The organism is Rhodococcus sp. NPDC003383 (genome assembly GCF_053589115.1).
This window is the reverse complement of the sequence record NZ_JBSFRG010000035.1, coordinates 43,753-58,511: the sequence shown is the minus strand read 5'-3', so window position 1 is coordinate 58,511 and position 14,759 is coordinate 43,753. Positions and strand designations below refer to the sequence as shown.

The window sequence follows — 14,759 nt, the reverse complement described above, 5'->3', positions numbered from 1 at the left end:
ACGGTTTCACCGTCGCCCGCTCGCGCCACAGCTCCCCGTCCTCACCGGAATCAACATCAACCACTACCTGTCTCAGGCAGGTTGACAACTACCGTGTAGCACGGGCGAATTCCGAATCGGTGGGCACATCGTGATTCACGAGGCCACCGGGCCACCGCCGGGGGCTGGTCGACGATGTGGAATCTCTGTTAACTTTCTGCGCATTCACGTATCGACAGGGGGGTGGACATGCGCCTGCGCGCACTCACCGCCGCGACCTTCGCGGCGATCTTCGCGCTCTTCGGAACCGGAACGGCACAGGCCGAGGAACCTGCACCTCCCCTACCCGTGGGAAAGACCTTCCTCGACGGTCTCGCAAGCGAATTGGGATCACCCGGCGGCAACGCCCCCGGCACCAACGACTGGAGCTGCGTGCCGTCGGAGGAACATCCCGACCCGGTGATCCTCGTGCACGGCACCGTCCTCAACCGGCAGGACAACTGGTCGTACCTGGCACCCCTGCTCGCCAACGAGGGGTACTGCGTCTTCGCCCTCACTTACGGCAACCATGCCGACCTGCCGTGGCCGCTCGGCGCCGTCGGCGGACTGCTGCCGATGGAGGAAAGCGCGCAGCAGCTTTCCGATTTCGTCGACGAGGTTCTCGCCGCCACCGGCGCGGAGAAGGTGGATCTGATCGGCCACTCGCAGGGCACGCTGATGCCCGTCTGGTACGTCAAGTTCCTCGGCGGCAACGAGAAGGTCGACGACTACATCTCCCTCGGTCCCGTGTACGAGGGCAGCCACGCGTTCCTGATCGCCGCGTCTTTCGAGTTGTTCGAGCAGGTCGGGGCACGCCAGGACATGGAGAACCTGGTGCACGCGCTCGGGTGTGGCGCCTGCCCGCAGGTGCTGGCCGGCTCCGACTGGATCCACACCATCCAGGAGGCCGGCGTGTACGCCGACGAGGTCACCTACACGAACATCATGAGCCGCTACGAAGAGATCGTCCTGCCCTACACCAGCGGTTATCGCGAAGCCCCCAACGCAACGAACATCGTGCTCCAGGATCACTGCGGCAACGACTTCGTCGAGCACGCCGGCATCGTCAACGACCCGAACGCCGCGTGGTTCGTGCTGAAGGCACTCGATCCGGAGGATCCGCGACCGCTGAACTGCGTGTTCGTGCCGCCGATCCTCGGCTGGAGCCCGGACCCGACGCTCGGGCCGGCACCGGAGACCGAGGCGGTCGCCGCGCGGGCCGGCTACTGACGGCCGACGGCCGGGCGCGCAGCGATCAGAACGGAACCTGCACTGCGAGAAGGCCCGTTCCCGGCGCGCGACCGGACAGGACGCGACAGAACTCGACCGCGTCCATCTCGACTGGTTGTGCACCGGACCCGGTGCGCCAGCGACCTCCGGCCGGACCGGTCAGGGTGAGATCGATCGGCCGGCCGTGCCGTCCTGCCCATTCGGCGACGACGTCGGCGACGAGCGCCCCGTCGTGTTCGGGGGTCAGGACCATCGTCTCGCCGGTCGCGCGGCAGATGTCCACGCGGTGCATCCAGGGGTCACGTGTGACGATGACGTCGACCAGATATCCGACGGTCCACCATTCCTCGACGCCACCGACCGTCTGCGCCGGTTTCAGGGTCAGCTTCCGCACGAGGGACGGCGTGCGGGCGCGTGCCCGGGCCGCCTTGGCCCCCGTCGCCCGGTAGGCCGACGCCAATGTCGCGGTGTCGAGACTCGCGTATTTCTCGACCTGATGCGCGGTCAGCGCGTCGATGAAGACGCCGGGCGACCGTTTCGCGACGGCGAGCTGGCGACGCATCTCCAGGAGGGACGCGGACATCCGCGTCATCCCGTAGGCGTGACCGGCCATCGCGCGCACGTCCCAGCCGGGGCATTCGGTCGGTTGTCTCCACTCGTCGGGCGTCAGCCGGTCCAGCAGATCGGCGAACCGCTCGTACTCGGTGGCGGCCAGGCGCATCGCGAGGTCGCGTTGCATCTCCGGTCGTCGTGGCCGCGTGGTGGACTCGGTTGCAGTCGTTGCAGCCATCGGACGCTCCTTACAGTCCTACATTCTCGGCGAACATGTTCACGGCCCGATCGAGGAGCCGACGCCACCGGTCGCCACCGGGATCGTTGGCGAGCTGGGCGTCGATGAGACCACCCGTGAGCGCGACGCACAGATCCACATCCTGCTGGTCACGAATCCCCAACTCTGCCAACGTGTTACGGAACAGATCGAGGGTCTGCACGGCCGGCGCATACGCTTCGTCGCTCGGCTCGAAGTCGATGACGATCCGCTGGTTCATCAGCTGGAATCGGGCGAGATCTTCGACGCAGAAATCGAAGAAGGTGGCCGCGAGGGATCGCAGCACACCGCGCGGTGTGTCGGGCAGGTTCCGGACGCATTCCGTCATGACCGCCAGGCACTCGCTCCACGCCTGTCCGAACATCGCGTCGTAGAGCGCGTTCTTCGAATCGAAGTGGCTGTAGAGCGAGGGGGGCCGCATTCCCACGCGGTCGGCGACCTCGCGGAGGGTCAGGTTCGCGAGCCCGCGCTCGCGGGCGGTATCCCAGGCCGCGGTGAGAATCTCGGACCGAGTTGCCGAACGGCGTTCGGCAACCCTATCGCGATTCGGTTTGCCTAACACACTTAGGACGATCCTCGCGTCGGCCGCGGATGTCAAGGATCGTGCTCGTGTCTCCTTGTGGCGGTCCCAACCGCCACAAGGAGACACGGGCGCTGAAAGCGCAAATGGCGCCCACTCCCGAAGGAGTGAGCGCCATCGGCGTCAGCGAGAACTAGCTCACTTGATGATCTTCGTGACGCGACCGGCGCCGACGGTGCGGCCACCCTCGCGGATCGCGAAGCGCAGGCCCTCGTCCATAGCGACCGGCTGGATCAGGACGACCGACATCTCGGTGTTGTCGCCCGGCATGACCATCTCGGTGCCCTCGGGAAGGGTCACAACGCCCGTCACGTCCGTGGTACGGAAGTAGAACTGCGGACGGTAGTTGTTGAAGAACGGCGTGTGGCGGCCGCCCTCTTCCTTGTTGAGGATGTAGGCCTGGCCCTCGAACTCCGTGTGCGGAGTCGTGGTGCCCGGCTTGACGACGACCTGGCCGCGCTCGACGTCCTCGCGCTTGATGCCGCGGACCAGCAGACCGACGTTGTCGCCGGCCTGGCCCTGGTCGAGCAGCTTGCGGAACATCTCGATGCCGGTGACCGTGGTCTTGGTCGAGGTCGGGCGGATACCGACGATCTCGACTTCCTCGTTCACGTTGATGACACCGCGCTCGATGCGGCCGGTGACGACGGTGCCACGACCGGTGATCGTGAAGACGTCCTCGACGGGCATCAGGAACGGCTTGTCGGTCTCACGGACCGGGTCCGGGATCGACTCGTCGACAGCGTCCATCAGGTCCTCGATGGACTTGACCCACTTCGGGTCACCCTCGAGCGCCTTGAGAGCCGAGATCGGGACGACCGGAGCTTCCTCGTCGAACTCCTGGGCGGCCAGCAGCTCGCGGACCTCCATCTCGACGAGCTCGAGGATTTCCTCGTCGTCGACCATGTCGGCCTTGTTCAGGGCGACGAGGATGTAGGGCACGCCGACCTGGCGGGCGAGCAGCACGTGCTCACGCGTCTGCGGCATCGGGCCGTCGGTGGCGGCCACGACCAGGATCGCGCCGTCCATCTGGGCAGCACCGGTGATCATGTTCTTGATGTAGTCGGCGTGACCCGGAGCGTCGACGTGCGCGTAGTGGCGCTTCTCCGTCTGGTACTCGACGTGGGAGATGTTGATCGTGATACCACGAGCCTTCTCCTCGGGAGCCTTGTCGATCTGGTCGAACGCGAAGCTCTCGTTGAGATCCGGGTACTTGTCGGCCAGCACCTTGGTGATCGCAGCCGTGGTGGTGGTCTTGCCATGGTCGACGTGACCGATGGTGCCGATGTTCACGTGCGGCTTGGTCCGCTCGAACTTCGCCTTCGCCACTGGAATGTCCTCCTGGACTGTTGTTGCTTGCAGTATGCAGCAGTGCGGTTTTATTACTTGGTCGTGCAGGTGACCGAGGGGATAACCCGAAGGTTACTCGCCGGTCGCCTTGGCGATGATTTCCTTCGAGACGTTCGACGGAACCTCTGCGTAGGAATCGAACACCATGGAGAAGTTCGCCCGGCCCTGGGTCTTCGACCGCAGGTCACCGATGTAACCGAACATCTCCGAGAGCGGAACCAGCGCCTTCACGACACGGGCACCACTGCGTTCCTCCATGGCCTGGATCTGGCCACGGCGGGAGTTGAGGTCGCCGATCACTTCACCCATGTAGTCCTCGGGGGTGGTGACCTCGACAGCCATGAGCGGCTCGAGGATGACCGGAGCAGCCTTGCGGGCAGCTTCCTTCAGGGCCTGCGAACCGGCGATCTTGAACGCCATTTCCGACGAGTCGACGTCGTGGTACGCACCGTCGAGGAGCGTGACCTTGACGTTCACCAGCGGGTAGCCGGCGAGCACGCCGTACTGCATCGCGTCCTGCGCACCGGCGTCGACGGACGGGATGTACTCGCGCGGCACGCGGCCACCGGTGACCTTGTTCTCGAACTCGTAGGTCGCGCCGTCCTCGCCCTTGAAGGGCTCCAGGGCGATGATGACCTTCGCGAACTGGCCGGAACCACCGGTCTGCTTCTTGTGCGTGAACTCGAGCTTCTCGACCGGCTTGGTGATGGTCTCGCGGTACGCGACCTGCGGCTTGCCGACGTTGGCCTCGACCTTGAACTCGCGACGCATGCGGTCGACGAGGATGTCGAGGTGGAGCTCGCCCATGCCGCCGATGACGGTCTGGCCGGTCTCCTCGTCGAGCTCGACGGAGAACGTCGGGTCCTCTTCGGCGAGCTTCTGGATCGCGGTGCCCAGCTTCTCCTGGTCGGACTTGGTCTTGGGCTCGATGGAGACCTGGATGACCGGGTCCGGGAAGGTCATCGACTCGAGGACGATCGGGGCGTCCTGCGCGCACAGGGTGTCACCGGTCGTGGTGTCCTTCAGGCCGATCATCGCGTAGATGTGGCCCGCGACGGCCTCGTCGACCGGGTTCTCCTTGTTGGCGTGCATCTGGAACAGCTTGCCGATGCGCTCCTTCTTGCCCTTGGTGGCGTTGAGCACCTGGGCACCGGGCTCGACCCGGCCGGAGTACACGCGGACGAAGGTCAGCTTGCCGAAGAACGGGTGCGCAGCGATCTTGAAGGCCAGAGCGGAGAACGGCTCGTCCTTGCTCGGCTTGCGGGTGAGGGTCTCCTCCTCGTCACCGAGCTTGGTGCCCTGAACCTCGCCGATGTCCAGCGGGTTCGGCAGGTAGTCGATGACCGCGTCGAGCATGGGCTGAACACCCTTGTTCTTGAACGCGGAGCCGCACAGCACCGGGTAGAGCTCGGAGGCGACGGTCATCTTGCGGATGGCAGCCTTGATCTCCGCGACGGTGAGTTCCTCGCCGCCGAAGTACTTCTCCATGAGCTCTTCGTCGGACTCGGCGACGGTCTCGAGCAGCTTCTCGCGGTACTCGGCGGCCTTGTCGGCGAGGTCGGCGGGGATCTCCTCGATGGTCGGCTCGGCGCCGATCTCGACGGTGCCGCGCCAGGTGATGGCCTTCATCTCGACGAGGTCGACGACGCCGTCGAAGGCATCCTCGGCACCGATCGGAAGCTGGAGGACCAGCGGCTTCGCACCGAGACGATCGATGATCGTCTGCACGGTGAAGTAGAAGTCCGCGCCCATCTTGTCCATCTTGTTGACGAAGCAGATGCGCGGAACGTCGTACTTGGCAGCCTGGCGCCAGACCTGCTCGGACTGGGGCTCGACGCCCTCCTTGCCGTCGAACACGGCGACCGCGCCGTCGAGGACGCGCAGGGACCGCTCGACCTCGACCGTGAAGTCGACGTGGCCGGGGGTGTCGATGATGTTGATCTGGTTCTTGTTCCAGAAGCAGGTCACGGCGGCGGAGGTGATGGTGATACCACGCTCCTTCTCCTGCTCCATCCAGTCGGTGGTCGAGGCACCGTCGTGGGTCTCACCGATCTTGTAGTTCACACCGGTGTAGAAGAGGATGCGCTCGGTCGTGGTGGTCTTGCCGGCATCGATGTGCGCCATGATGCCGATGTTGCGGACCTTGTTCAGGTCGGTCAGCACTTCCTGTGCCACAGGTAAACCCCGCTCGTAGCTCGTGTCGGTCCTTGGGTGCGGACCACGTGTTCTTGTGTTGTCAGCCGGCCGTCACAGGACCGACACAGATGTGCGAGCAGCCGACCGGGAGGTGGTGGTAACCGATCCTCCCGGCCGGCAACGACTCACCAGCGGTAGTGCGCGAACGCCTTGTTGGCTTCAGCCATCTTGTGGGTGTCCTCGCGGCGCTTCACGGACGCGCCGAGACCGTTGCTCGCGTCGAGGAGCTCGTTGGCCAGACGCTCCACCATGGTCTTCTCACGGCGCTGACGCGCGAAGGTGACCAGCCAGCGCAGGGCCAGCGTGGTGGAACGGCCCGGGCGAACCTCGACCGGAACCTGGTAGGTGGCGCCACCGACGCGGCGGCTGCGGACCTCGAGGGCGGGCTTGACGTTGTCGAGCGCGCGCTTGAGGGTGACGACCGGATCGGTGCCGGTCTTCTCGCGAGCCTGCTCGAGTGCCTCGTAGACGATGCGCTCGGCGGTGGACTTCTTGCCGTCCAGGAGGATCTTGTTGACCAGCTGGGTGACCAGCGGCGAACCGTAGACCGGATCGGCGATCAGCGGGCGCTTGGGAGCGGGACCCTTACGTGGCATCAGCCCTTCTCCTTCTTCGCTCCGTAGCGGCTGCGAGCCTGCTTGCGGTTCTTGACACCCTGGGTGTCGAGCGAGCCGCGGATGATCTTGTAGCGGACACCCGGGAGGTCCTTCACACGACCGCCGCGAACGAGCACCATCGAGTGCTCCTGGAGGTTGTGACCCTCACCGGGGATGTACGCGGTGACCTCGACAGCGCTGGTCAGGCGGACACGCGCGACCTTACGGAGAGCCGAGTTCGGCTTCTTCGGGGTGGTGGTGTACACGCGGGTGCACACGCCACGGCGCTGCGGGCTGCCCTTGAGGGCCGCGGTCTTGACCTTGGCGGTCTTGTCGCGGCGGCCCTTGCGGACCAGCTGATTGATGGTTGGCATCTACAGGCTTTCTCGTTGTCTGGAGCTGCTCACACGAGCAGCCTCGGCTGTTCTGAAATTAGGGATCCATCGGTTGGGACAAGGAAGCTGCTGCCCCGCACCCGCCCCCCGTGTGCACACGAGGTCGGGCGTGTCGCGTACCCCCACACAGGCAGCCGGGGGCTCGCAAACTGCAGTTGTCTACAGACCGCGCGCACGGCACTACCTCGCATAGGCACACAGATCGGCCCGGGCATGCCGGACACGACCCACAACGATACCCGGCGGCGAGCCACGAGGTCAAAGTGAGCTACCGCTCCCCCACCGACCTCGCACCGCGGCCTCAACTGCTCAGGTTGAGAGTGAGCCGGGCCAGTGTTGCGGCCGCTTCGCACGGGTCCGGATGCGCCGATCCGGGCACGTACTGCACCCACCAGCCGAAGATCCCCACGGTCGACGCGTTCGCGGAGACACCGCACGAATGCGGATCGGCGGGCCGTCGCATCAGAAGCGCCCGCCGGCCCTCGACGGTGGTGTTCTCCACCGCGTAGCCGAGCCGTTCGCCGGCCTCGCGTTCGGTGTCGAGGGCACCCGTCTCGAACCAGTTGAAGGTGACCTTGACCGGCCCGCTCGGCCCGTCGCCGTCCCAGCGGCAGATCGCGCCGAAGAACCCGCGCAGCACGTAGTCGGATCCGACGCTCTCCGCGATCTGCTCGTCGGTGACGGCGTCGCACTCGGTGAGCAGCTTGGTGAATTCGGCCGAGGCTCCACCCCCGCCGGCACCTTCCTGTACGGCGCGTCCCTCGATCGTGCGGCTGCACCCGGCGAGCGCTCCCCCGGCGACCACGGTGGCCAGCACCGCCGCGGCGGTCCGTCGCAGCCGGTTCGCGGTGATTCGGCGCGCGCTCATTCCACCGCCCTCTCCGCGGACAGTTCCGCGAGCCGGCGCGCGACCACACACGCGTCAGCGGCGGGCGTGAAGTCCGCGTACGTGACGGACCAGTGGACGAAGTCGCCACCGTATTGAAGGCCGATCTCGCACAACACGGTCTGCCCCAGCTCGTTCTGCGCCGAGCCCATGAATCCCTCGTGACCGCCGATCTCGACGTCCTCGGCCGGGCGTCCTATCAGATCGGAGCCGGCGCGCTCGCGCCCGATGGGACTGCCCCGGTACCAGGAGAACGTGACGCTCGGCCCGCCGACCACCGTCTCCCATTCGCACCCGACCGAATTGCGGGTGACCGTCGCGAACGCGCCCAGACCGAACGCGGCGGCCACCTCGTCGTCGGTGACCGAGCTGCACTCCCCGAAGAACGGACCCGGCTCGGTGACCTGCTGGGCAGGAGACACGTCGGCGGCCGGAGGCGCGTCGTCGCCGGAACCGCACCCGGTGGCGGCGAACCCGAGGGCCGCGACCGCGGCCAGCATCGTGGCCGGCTTGGCAAGCATGGACACTGACCTTACCCAGCCGAGTGCTCGGTCGCCCGGCGGCGCCGCGCCGCGTCGATGACGGTGTCGAGCTGGGCGGCCCAGTTCCGCACGATCTCGGCACGTCGCCGCGAATCGTCGGTGAGCACGTCCGCGAGACCGAGACCGCGGGCGAGGTCGAGCGTGGCCTGCACCATGCGGTGCACGACCGGATCGGAGCCGTCCGCGTCGAGTTCCTCGAGAGCCACGCGGTGCGCGACGCGCCCGAAGTGTTCCTCCAGCGGCACGATGCGCGCCCGCAGTTCCGGATCGGCGGCCGCGGCGGTCCACACCTGCAGCGCGGCCCGGAACAGGCTGCCGGTGTACTGCTCGACGAGCCGCGCCACCACCGCCTCGGTGCGGGCCGGACCGTACGGCAGATCGATGCTCTCGCGGCGCACCAGATCCATGCGGCTGTCGAACATGAACTCGAGCGCCGCGGTGATCAGGTCCTCGCGGGTCGGGAAATGATGCTGGGTCGCGCCCCGCGACACACCGGCACGTTCGGCGACGACACCGACCGTGGTGGCACCCCAGCCGAGTTCGGCGAGGCAGTCGATCGTCGCTTCGAGCAACCGCCGGCGTGTGGCGCGGCTGCGGTCCTGCTTGGGCTCCCGCTTCACTGCTGCCCTCCGGTGTGTGTCGTGCTGTGCGGTTCCTCGGCACTCTTCCCCAGAGCCGGCAGCAGACCCATGATGGCACCGCGCGGCAGGTCGCCGGGGATACGGCACGCCCTTTCGTACACTCGGGAACGACACGGCCAGAGAGGGGAGGTCACGTCGTGGCGACACTCGTCAGGCGGGAAGACTATTTCGACGCCGCCATCGAGATTCTGTCTACGGACGATCACGGTGGCCTCAAGCAGGCACCTCTCTGCCGGCGCCTGTCCGTCACGACGGGTTCGTTCTACAACTATTTCCAGAGCTGGGGTCAGTTCAAGACCGAGTTCCTGCAGCACTGGCTCGACAAGCAGACCCTGCGACTCGTGGACGCGGCCCGGCTCGTCGCCGAGTCCGATCAGCGCCTCGAACTGCTCATCGAGTTCGCATGCGGGCTGCCGCACCGTGCCGAATCCGCGATCCGGGCGTGGGCACACAGCGACGCCGAGGTCCGGGCCGTGCAGAACACGGTCGACCGGCAACGATTCGACGTCGTACTGGAAGCGACGACCGGTCTCCTCGGATCCGGCGCCGACGCCGAGAACTTCGCCCGGATGGGACTGTTCATCCTGTACGGATACCAGCAGTCGACGCCGCAGCCGGACCTCGAGCACCTGCGGTGGTCGCTGAAGAAGACGTTCGCGGACGCGCTGGCCGTGCGCGCATCGGCGTAGCGGTACTCGGCGCCCGCCGCGGAAGCACCGGTCGTCAGGCACGATCGAGCAACACCTGTTCGAACTGCCGGCGCCATTCCCGCAGGTACGGATCGCTCTCGGCGTCCCGCGGATCGATCGCGTAGCCGAGCGCGACCCCGCGCATACTCGTGTACACGAGGTCGCGGATCTCGGCGTAGCGCGGATTCGCGGTCAGGTCCGGTCCGAAGAACCCGTCCGTCTGTTCCTTGATCATGCCGCCGAGCGCCCGTTCCAGCGGCAGCAGTTCGGTGCGCAGATCCTCGTGCGACCGCGCGGCCAGCCACAGTTCCATCGACGCCCAGAAGTACGGCTGGCGGAAGTGCTGCCACATCAGGTCCACGGCCACCGCGATCCGCTCGACCGGGTCCGCCGGCCACTGCCGGTCCCGGCCCACGTCGCGGACCCCGCGCGCGGCCAGGTGATGGACGGCCGCGACGAGCAGCGAGTCCCGATTGGGATAGTGGTGCAGCAGCCGCCCGCGGGACACCCCGGCAGCCTGCTGGATCCGTACGGTGGTCGCACGCGAATATCCGTGCGCGACCAGGACTTCGACAGCGGCATCGAGAATCGTCGTACGGGTGGCGCGGCTGCGTTCCTGCTCCGCGCGGGCGCGGGTGTGTTCCTGCTCCGCGCGGGCGCGGGTGTGTTCCTGCTCCGCGCGTCGTCGGCTGTCGTCGCCCTGCCCTGTGCTCATGCCTGCACTGTTCCTCACGGAAGCCCGCTCGATCAAAAGCACCGCGCCGACCGCTTCACATCCGCGCCCACGACGGGCGCCGGCGCTGCAGGAACGCCGTCACCCCTTCGACCGCCTCCTCGGAACCGAACAGACGCGCGGACTGCGCGGCCAGCTCGTCGCCGTATCGGTCGAAGTCCGCGAGCATCCGCATCGTGGTCAACCGCTTCGACTCGGCCAGGCCCTGCGGCGAGCACTCGGACAGTTCGGCCAGCAGTTCGTGCACGGTCCCGTGGGGATCGTCCGTCTCCATCGTCACCAGGCCGATCGCGACCGCTTCCTCCGGGCCGAACCGTTCGCCGGTGAGGAAGTACCGGCCCGCGGCCCGCTGGGACAGGCGGGGCAGCACGGTCAGGGAGATGATCGACGCCGCGAGCCCGAGTCTGACCTCGGTCAGCGCGAAGGTCGAGCGCGGTCCCGCGACGACGATGTCGCACGCGCCGACCAGCCCCATCCCCCCGGCCCGCACGTGACCGTCGATCACCCCGACGACCGGTTTCGGCAGTTCCAGGAACGCCCGCAGCAGCGCCGTCATCTCCCGGGTACGTTCCGCGGCCGCCTCGGCGGGGTTGTCCGACACCTCGCCGAGGTCGGCTCCGGCACAGAATGTTCCGCCGGTGTGGGTGAGGACGACGGCGCGGACGCCGGGATCGGACGCGGCCGTGTCCAGGCCGCGACGCAATTCGTCGAGCATGCGCGCCGACAGTGCGTTGCGGTTGTGCGGTGAGTCGAGCGTCAGTCTCGCGAAGCCGCGCGACGTCTTGTACCGCACGTACGGCTCGGATCGTTCCGGATCGGCCACCACCACTACCTCCTCTACCTCCTCACTGAAGTCTCCCTGTTCCGGCGGTCCCCCGCTGCGGCTTCAGTACGACTTCGGCAGCCCCAGGGAATGCTGCGACACGAAGTTGAGGATCATCTCCCGGCTCACCGGAGCGACCCGCGCGATGCGGGCGGCACCGAGCAGCGACGCGAGGCCGTACTCCTGGGTGAGGCCGCCACCGCCGTGGGTCTGGATCGCCTGGTCGAGCGTCTTGATACTGGCCTCGGCGCCCGCGTACTTCGCCATGTTCGCCGCTTCCGCGGCACCGAAGTCGTCACCGCTGTCGTACAGGACAGCGGCCTTCTGCATCATCAGCTTGGCGAGCTCGAGTTCGATCTTGCACTGCGCCAACGGATGCGCGATGCCCTGGTGCGCACCGATGGGGTCCTTCCACACGGTGCGTTCCCCGGCGTAGCGCACGGCCGCGTCGAGGGCGTAGCGGCCGAGCCCGACCGCCATCGCCGCACCGAGGATGCGTTCGGGGTTGAGCCCGGCGAACAACTGCATCAGTGCCGCTTCCGGTTCACCGACCAGGGCGTCGGCGGGCAGTCGCACGTCGTCGAAGAACAGGGTGAACTGATGGTCGGGTTCGATGATGTCCATTTCCATGGGCGTCTTGACGAAGCCGGGGGTGTCCGTGGGCACGATGAACAGGGCCGGGCGCAGCTTGCCGGTCTTCGCGTCCTCGGTCCGGGCGACGACGAGCACCGCGTCGGCCTGGTCGACACCGGAGATGAAGATCTTGCTGCCGTGGAGGATCCAGTCCTCACCGTCACGCTTGGCGACGGTGGAGATCTTGTGCGAGTTCGATCCCGCGTCGGCCTCGGTGATCCCGAACGCCATGATCTTCGAACCGTCCGCGATGCCCGGTAGCCACTGCTGCTTCTGCGCGTCGGTGCCGTACTTGGCGATGATGGTGCCGCAGATGGCGGGCGACACGACGACCAGCAGCAGCCCGCATCCCTTCGCGGCGAGTTCCTCCTGCACGAGCGCCAGTTCGTAGATCCCGGCGCCACCGCCGCCGTATTCCTCCGGCAGGTTCACACCGAGAAAGCCGAGTTTCGATGCCTCGTCCCACAATTCGGTCAGCGGCTCGTGGCGGCGGGCCTTCGGCAGCACGTAGTCGACGTAGTTGTAGCGTTCGGCGAGCGCGGCGACCGCGGCCCGCAGCTGCGTCTGTTCCTCGGTTTCGATGACACTCATGCCTGTTCTCCTTCTACGGTGTGCGCGTCCGGCTCGGTGACAACGGCCAGGAGCGCGCCGACGGCGACCTGCGCGCCGACGGTGACGTTCAATTCGGTGAGGACCCCCGAGGTGGGGGCGGTGATCGTGTGTTCCATCTTCATCGCGTCGAGCCACAGGATCGGCTGCCCGGCGGTGACGGTGTCGCCGACCTCGGCGCCGAGGCGGATCACCGCCCCGGGCATGGGTGCGAGCAGCGACCCCGCGGCGACCTGCGTCGACGGATCGGTGAAGCGCGGGACCTCGCGCAGCCGGACCGGTCCGAGCCCCGAATCGACGTGCACCGCATCGGCGTAGCGCGCGACCCGGAACTCGCGGCGCAGCCCGTCCAGTTCGAGTACCACCCGGTCGGGCCGGAGATCGAGAAGGACGACCGTCTCGAACCCGATGTCGAACCCGGCCGTGTCCAGCCCGGTGCGGCCGAGCCGGTAGCGCACCTCGTGCTCACCGAGATCGCCGGTGAACGTCTTGACCTGCGGTTGCGACGGCAGGTTCCGCCATCCGCCGGGCAGACCCGCGTTCACGGACGCGGTGGCGCGGCGGTGCGCGGCGTCGGCGAGGGCCGCGGCCAGCGCCGAGACCGCCTCGGCCTGCCGGTCCGCCAGCGGAGCCGACAACACGTCGAGCCCGTGCGTGTCGAAGAACGCGGTGTCGGTGTCACCGGCGAGGAACGCCGGGTGCCGCAGCACGTTCACCAGCAGGTCGCGGTTGGTGCGCACCCCGTGCACCTCGGCGGAGGCAAGGGTGGCGGCGAGCAGCCGTGCCGCGACCGCGCGGGTCGGCGCCCGGGATACGACCTTGGCCAGCATCGGGTCGTAGTGCACCCCGACCTCGGTGCCGTCGACGACGCCGGAGTCCAGTCGCACCCCGGTCTCGCGCAGCACCGCGAATTCGGCGGGCGCCGTGGGCAACGCGAGCCGGTGCACCGTGCCCGACTGCGGCTGCCAGTCGCGCGCCGGATCCTCCGCATAGAGCCGCACCTCGATCGAATGACCTCGGACCGCAGGCGGTTCGGGATCCAGCCGGCCTCCTGCTGCGATGTGGAGCTGCAGGTCCACGAGATCGAGGCCGGTGGTGCATTCGGTGACCGGGTGCTCGACCTGCAGGCGCGTGTTCATCTCCAGGAAGTAGAACTCGCCCGCCTCCCCGTCCGCTCCGGTTCCCGTGGCGAGGAATTCGACGGTCCCGGCACCCTCGTAGCCGATGGCGGTCGCCGCGAGCCGCGCCGCCTCGAACAGACGCTCCCGCATCCCGGGCACGGCCTCGACGAGCGGCGAGGGCGCTTCCTCGACGACCTTCTGGTGCCGCCGCTGGATGGAGCATTCGCGCTCGCCGACCGCCCACACGGTGCCGTAGCGGTCGGCGAGGACCTGCACCTCGATGTGCCGGCCGGTCTCGAGATAACGCTCGCAGAACACGGTGGGGTCGCCGAACGCGGCCTGAGCCTCGCGACGGGCCGCGGCCAGCTGACCGTCGAGGTCCGCGAGGTCGCGCACCACCCGCATGCCGCGTCCGCCGCCTCCGGCGGATGCCTTGACGAGCACGGGCAGGTCGGCGGCGGTGACGGCGGCCGGATCGAGTTCGGCGAGGACCGGCACCCCGGCTGCGGCCATGAGCTTCTTGGCCTCGACCTTCGATCCCATCTGCTCGATCGACGCCGGCGGCGGCCCGACCCACGTGAGTCCCGCGTCCTGCACACTCCGGGCGAATTCGGCGTTCTCCGAGAGGAATCCGTATCCGGGGTGCACGGCGTCGGCGCCGGCGGCGATCGCCGCCTCGACGATCCGGTCGCCGCGTAGGTAGGTGTCGGCCGGGGCGTGCCCCGGCAGGCGTACGGCGACGTCGGCATCATCGACGTGCGGGCTGCGGGCGTCGGCGTCCGAGAACACCGCGACGCTCGCGAGGCCGGTGCGGCGGCAGGTCGCGAAGACCCGGCGGGCGATCTCGCCGCGGTTGGCCACGAGCACACGGGACACTGTCATCGCGGC

At 67.7% G+C, this 14,759-nt stretch carries 15 protein-coding genes; 2 read left to right on the top strand and 13 right to left on the bottom strand.

The window, feature by feature from the left end; genetic code table 11:
- Positions 1-228: 228 nt before the first annotated feature.
- Positions 229-1,248 carry an esterase/lipase family protein gene (locus tag ACWDTS_RS24220; protein ID WP_450109625.1) on the top strand — a complete coding sequence of 340 codons (1,020 nt, stop codon included), beginning with the start codon at positions 229-231 and terminating at the stop codon, positions 1,246-1,248.
- Positions 1,249-1,273: 25 nt separating this feature from the next.
- Here the strand turns inward: ACWDTS_RS24220 and ACWDTS_RS24215 are convergent, their stop codons facing one another.
- From ACWDTS_RS24215 to ACWDTS_RS24175, 9 genes are all read right to left on the bottom strand, one after another.
- Positions 1,274-2,038 carry a maleylpyruvate isomerase family mycothiol-dependent enzyme gene (locus tag ACWDTS_RS24215; protein ID WP_231610255.1) on the bottom strand — a complete coding sequence of 255 codons (765 nt, stop codon included), beginning with the start codon at positions 2,036-2,038 and terminating at the stop codon, positions 1,274-1,276.
- Between the two features lie 10 nt (positions 2,039-2,048).
- Positions 2,049-2,639, bottom strand: a complete 591-nt coding sequence (locus ACWDTS_RS24210) for a TetR/AcrR family transcriptional regulator (RefSeq protein WP_197251461.1) — start codon at positions 2,637-2,639, stop codon at positions 2,049-2,051.
- 156 nt (positions 2,640-2,795) lie between these two features.
- Positions 2,796-3,986: an elongation factor Tu gene (gene tuf, locus ACWDTS_RS24205; RefSeq protein WP_197251460.1), complete on the bottom strand. Its 1,191-nt coding sequence runs from the start codon at positions 3,984-3,986 to the stop codon at positions 2,796-2,798.
- A 93-nt stretch (positions 3,987-4,079) separates the two neighbouring features.
- Positions 4,080-6,182, bottom strand: a complete 2,103-nt coding sequence (gene fusA, locus ACWDTS_RS24200; protein WP_450119164.1) for an elongation factor G — start codon at positions 6,180-6,182, stop codon at positions 4,080-4,082.
- Positions 6,183-6,328: 146 nt separating this feature from the next.
- Positions 6,329-6,799 (bottom strand): 30S ribosomal protein S7, encoded by a 471-nt coding sequence (gene rpsG / locus ACWDTS_RS24195; protein ID WP_068159523.1) that lies wholly within the window; start codon positions 6,797-6,799, stop codon positions 6,329-6,331.
- Complete coding sequence (rpsL, locus tag ACWDTS_RS24190) at positions 6,799-7,173, bottom strand: 30S ribosomal protein S12 (protein ID WP_197251459.1); 375 nt, start codon at positions 7,171-7,173, stop codon at positions 6,799-6,801. Before rpsL ends, rpsG begins: the two co-directional genes overlap by 1 nt.
- Positions 7,174-7,495: 322 nt before the next feature.
- Positions 7,496-8,062 carry a DUF3558 domain-containing protein gene (locus tag ACWDTS_RS24185; RefSeq protein ID WP_450119163.1) on the bottom strand — a complete coding sequence of 189 codons (567 nt, stop codon included), beginning with the start codon at positions 8,060-8,062 and terminating at the stop codon, positions 7,496-7,498.
- On the bottom strand, positions 8,059-8,601 hold the full coding sequence (locus tag ACWDTS_RS24180) for a DUF3558 domain-containing protein (protein WP_450109622.1): 543 nt from the start codon (positions 8,599-8,601) through the stop codon (positions 8,059-8,061). The genes ACWDTS_RS24185 and ACWDTS_RS24180 overlap by 4 nt, the downstream gene beginning before the upstream one ends.
- A gap of 11 nt (positions 8,602-8,612) precedes the next feature.
- The gene (locus ACWDTS_RS24175; RefSeq protein ID WP_197251456.1) at positions 8,613-9,242 is read right to left on the bottom strand and encodes a TetR/AcrR family transcriptional regulator; all 630 of its coding nucleotides are present in this window, start codon (positions 9,240-9,242) and stop codon (positions 8,613-8,615) included.
- Between the two features lie 158 nt (positions 9,243-9,400).
- Between ACWDTS_RS24175 and ACWDTS_RS24170 the strand changes: the two genes are divergently transcribed.
- Positions 9,401-9,952 (top strand): TetR/AcrR family transcriptional regulator, encoded by a 552-nt coding sequence (locus ACWDTS_RS24170; protein WP_450109621.1) that lies wholly within the window; start codon positions 9,401-9,403, stop codon positions 9,950-9,952.
- A gap of 34 nt (positions 9,953-9,986) precedes the next feature.
- Here the strand turns inward: ACWDTS_RS24170 and ACWDTS_RS24165 are convergent, their stop codons facing one another.
- The 4 genes from ACWDTS_RS24165 to ACWDTS_RS24150 form a co-directional block, all read right to left on the bottom strand.
- On the bottom strand, positions 9,987-10,667 hold the full coding sequence (locus ACWDTS_RS24165) for a TetR/AcrR family transcriptional regulator (protein WP_450119162.1): 681 nt from the start codon (positions 10,665-10,667) through the stop codon (positions 9,987-9,989).
- 55 nt (positions 10,668-10,722) lie between these two features.
- Positions 10,723-11,508 carry an enoyl-CoA hydratase family protein gene (locus tag ACWDTS_RS24160; protein ID WP_450119161.1) on the bottom strand — a complete coding sequence of 262 codons (786 nt, stop codon included), beginning with the start codon at positions 11,506-11,508 and terminating at the stop codon, positions 10,723-10,725.
- Between the two features lie 63 nt (positions 11,509-11,571).
- The gene (locus tag ACWDTS_RS24155; RefSeq protein WP_450119160.1) at positions 11,572-12,732 is read right to left on the bottom strand and encodes an acyl-CoA dehydrogenase family protein; all 1,161 of its coding nucleotides are present in this window, start codon (positions 12,730-12,732) and stop codon (positions 11,572-11,574) included.
- Positions 12,729-14,753 carry an ATP-binding protein gene (locus ACWDTS_RS24150; RefSeq protein WP_450109617.1) on the bottom strand — a complete coding sequence of 675 codons (2,025 nt, stop codon included), beginning with the start codon at positions 14,751-14,753 and terminating at the stop codon, positions 12,729-12,731. Before ACWDTS_RS24150 ends, ACWDTS_RS24155 begins: the two co-directional genes overlap by 4 nt.
- Positions 14,754-14,759 lie beyond the last annotated feature (6 nt).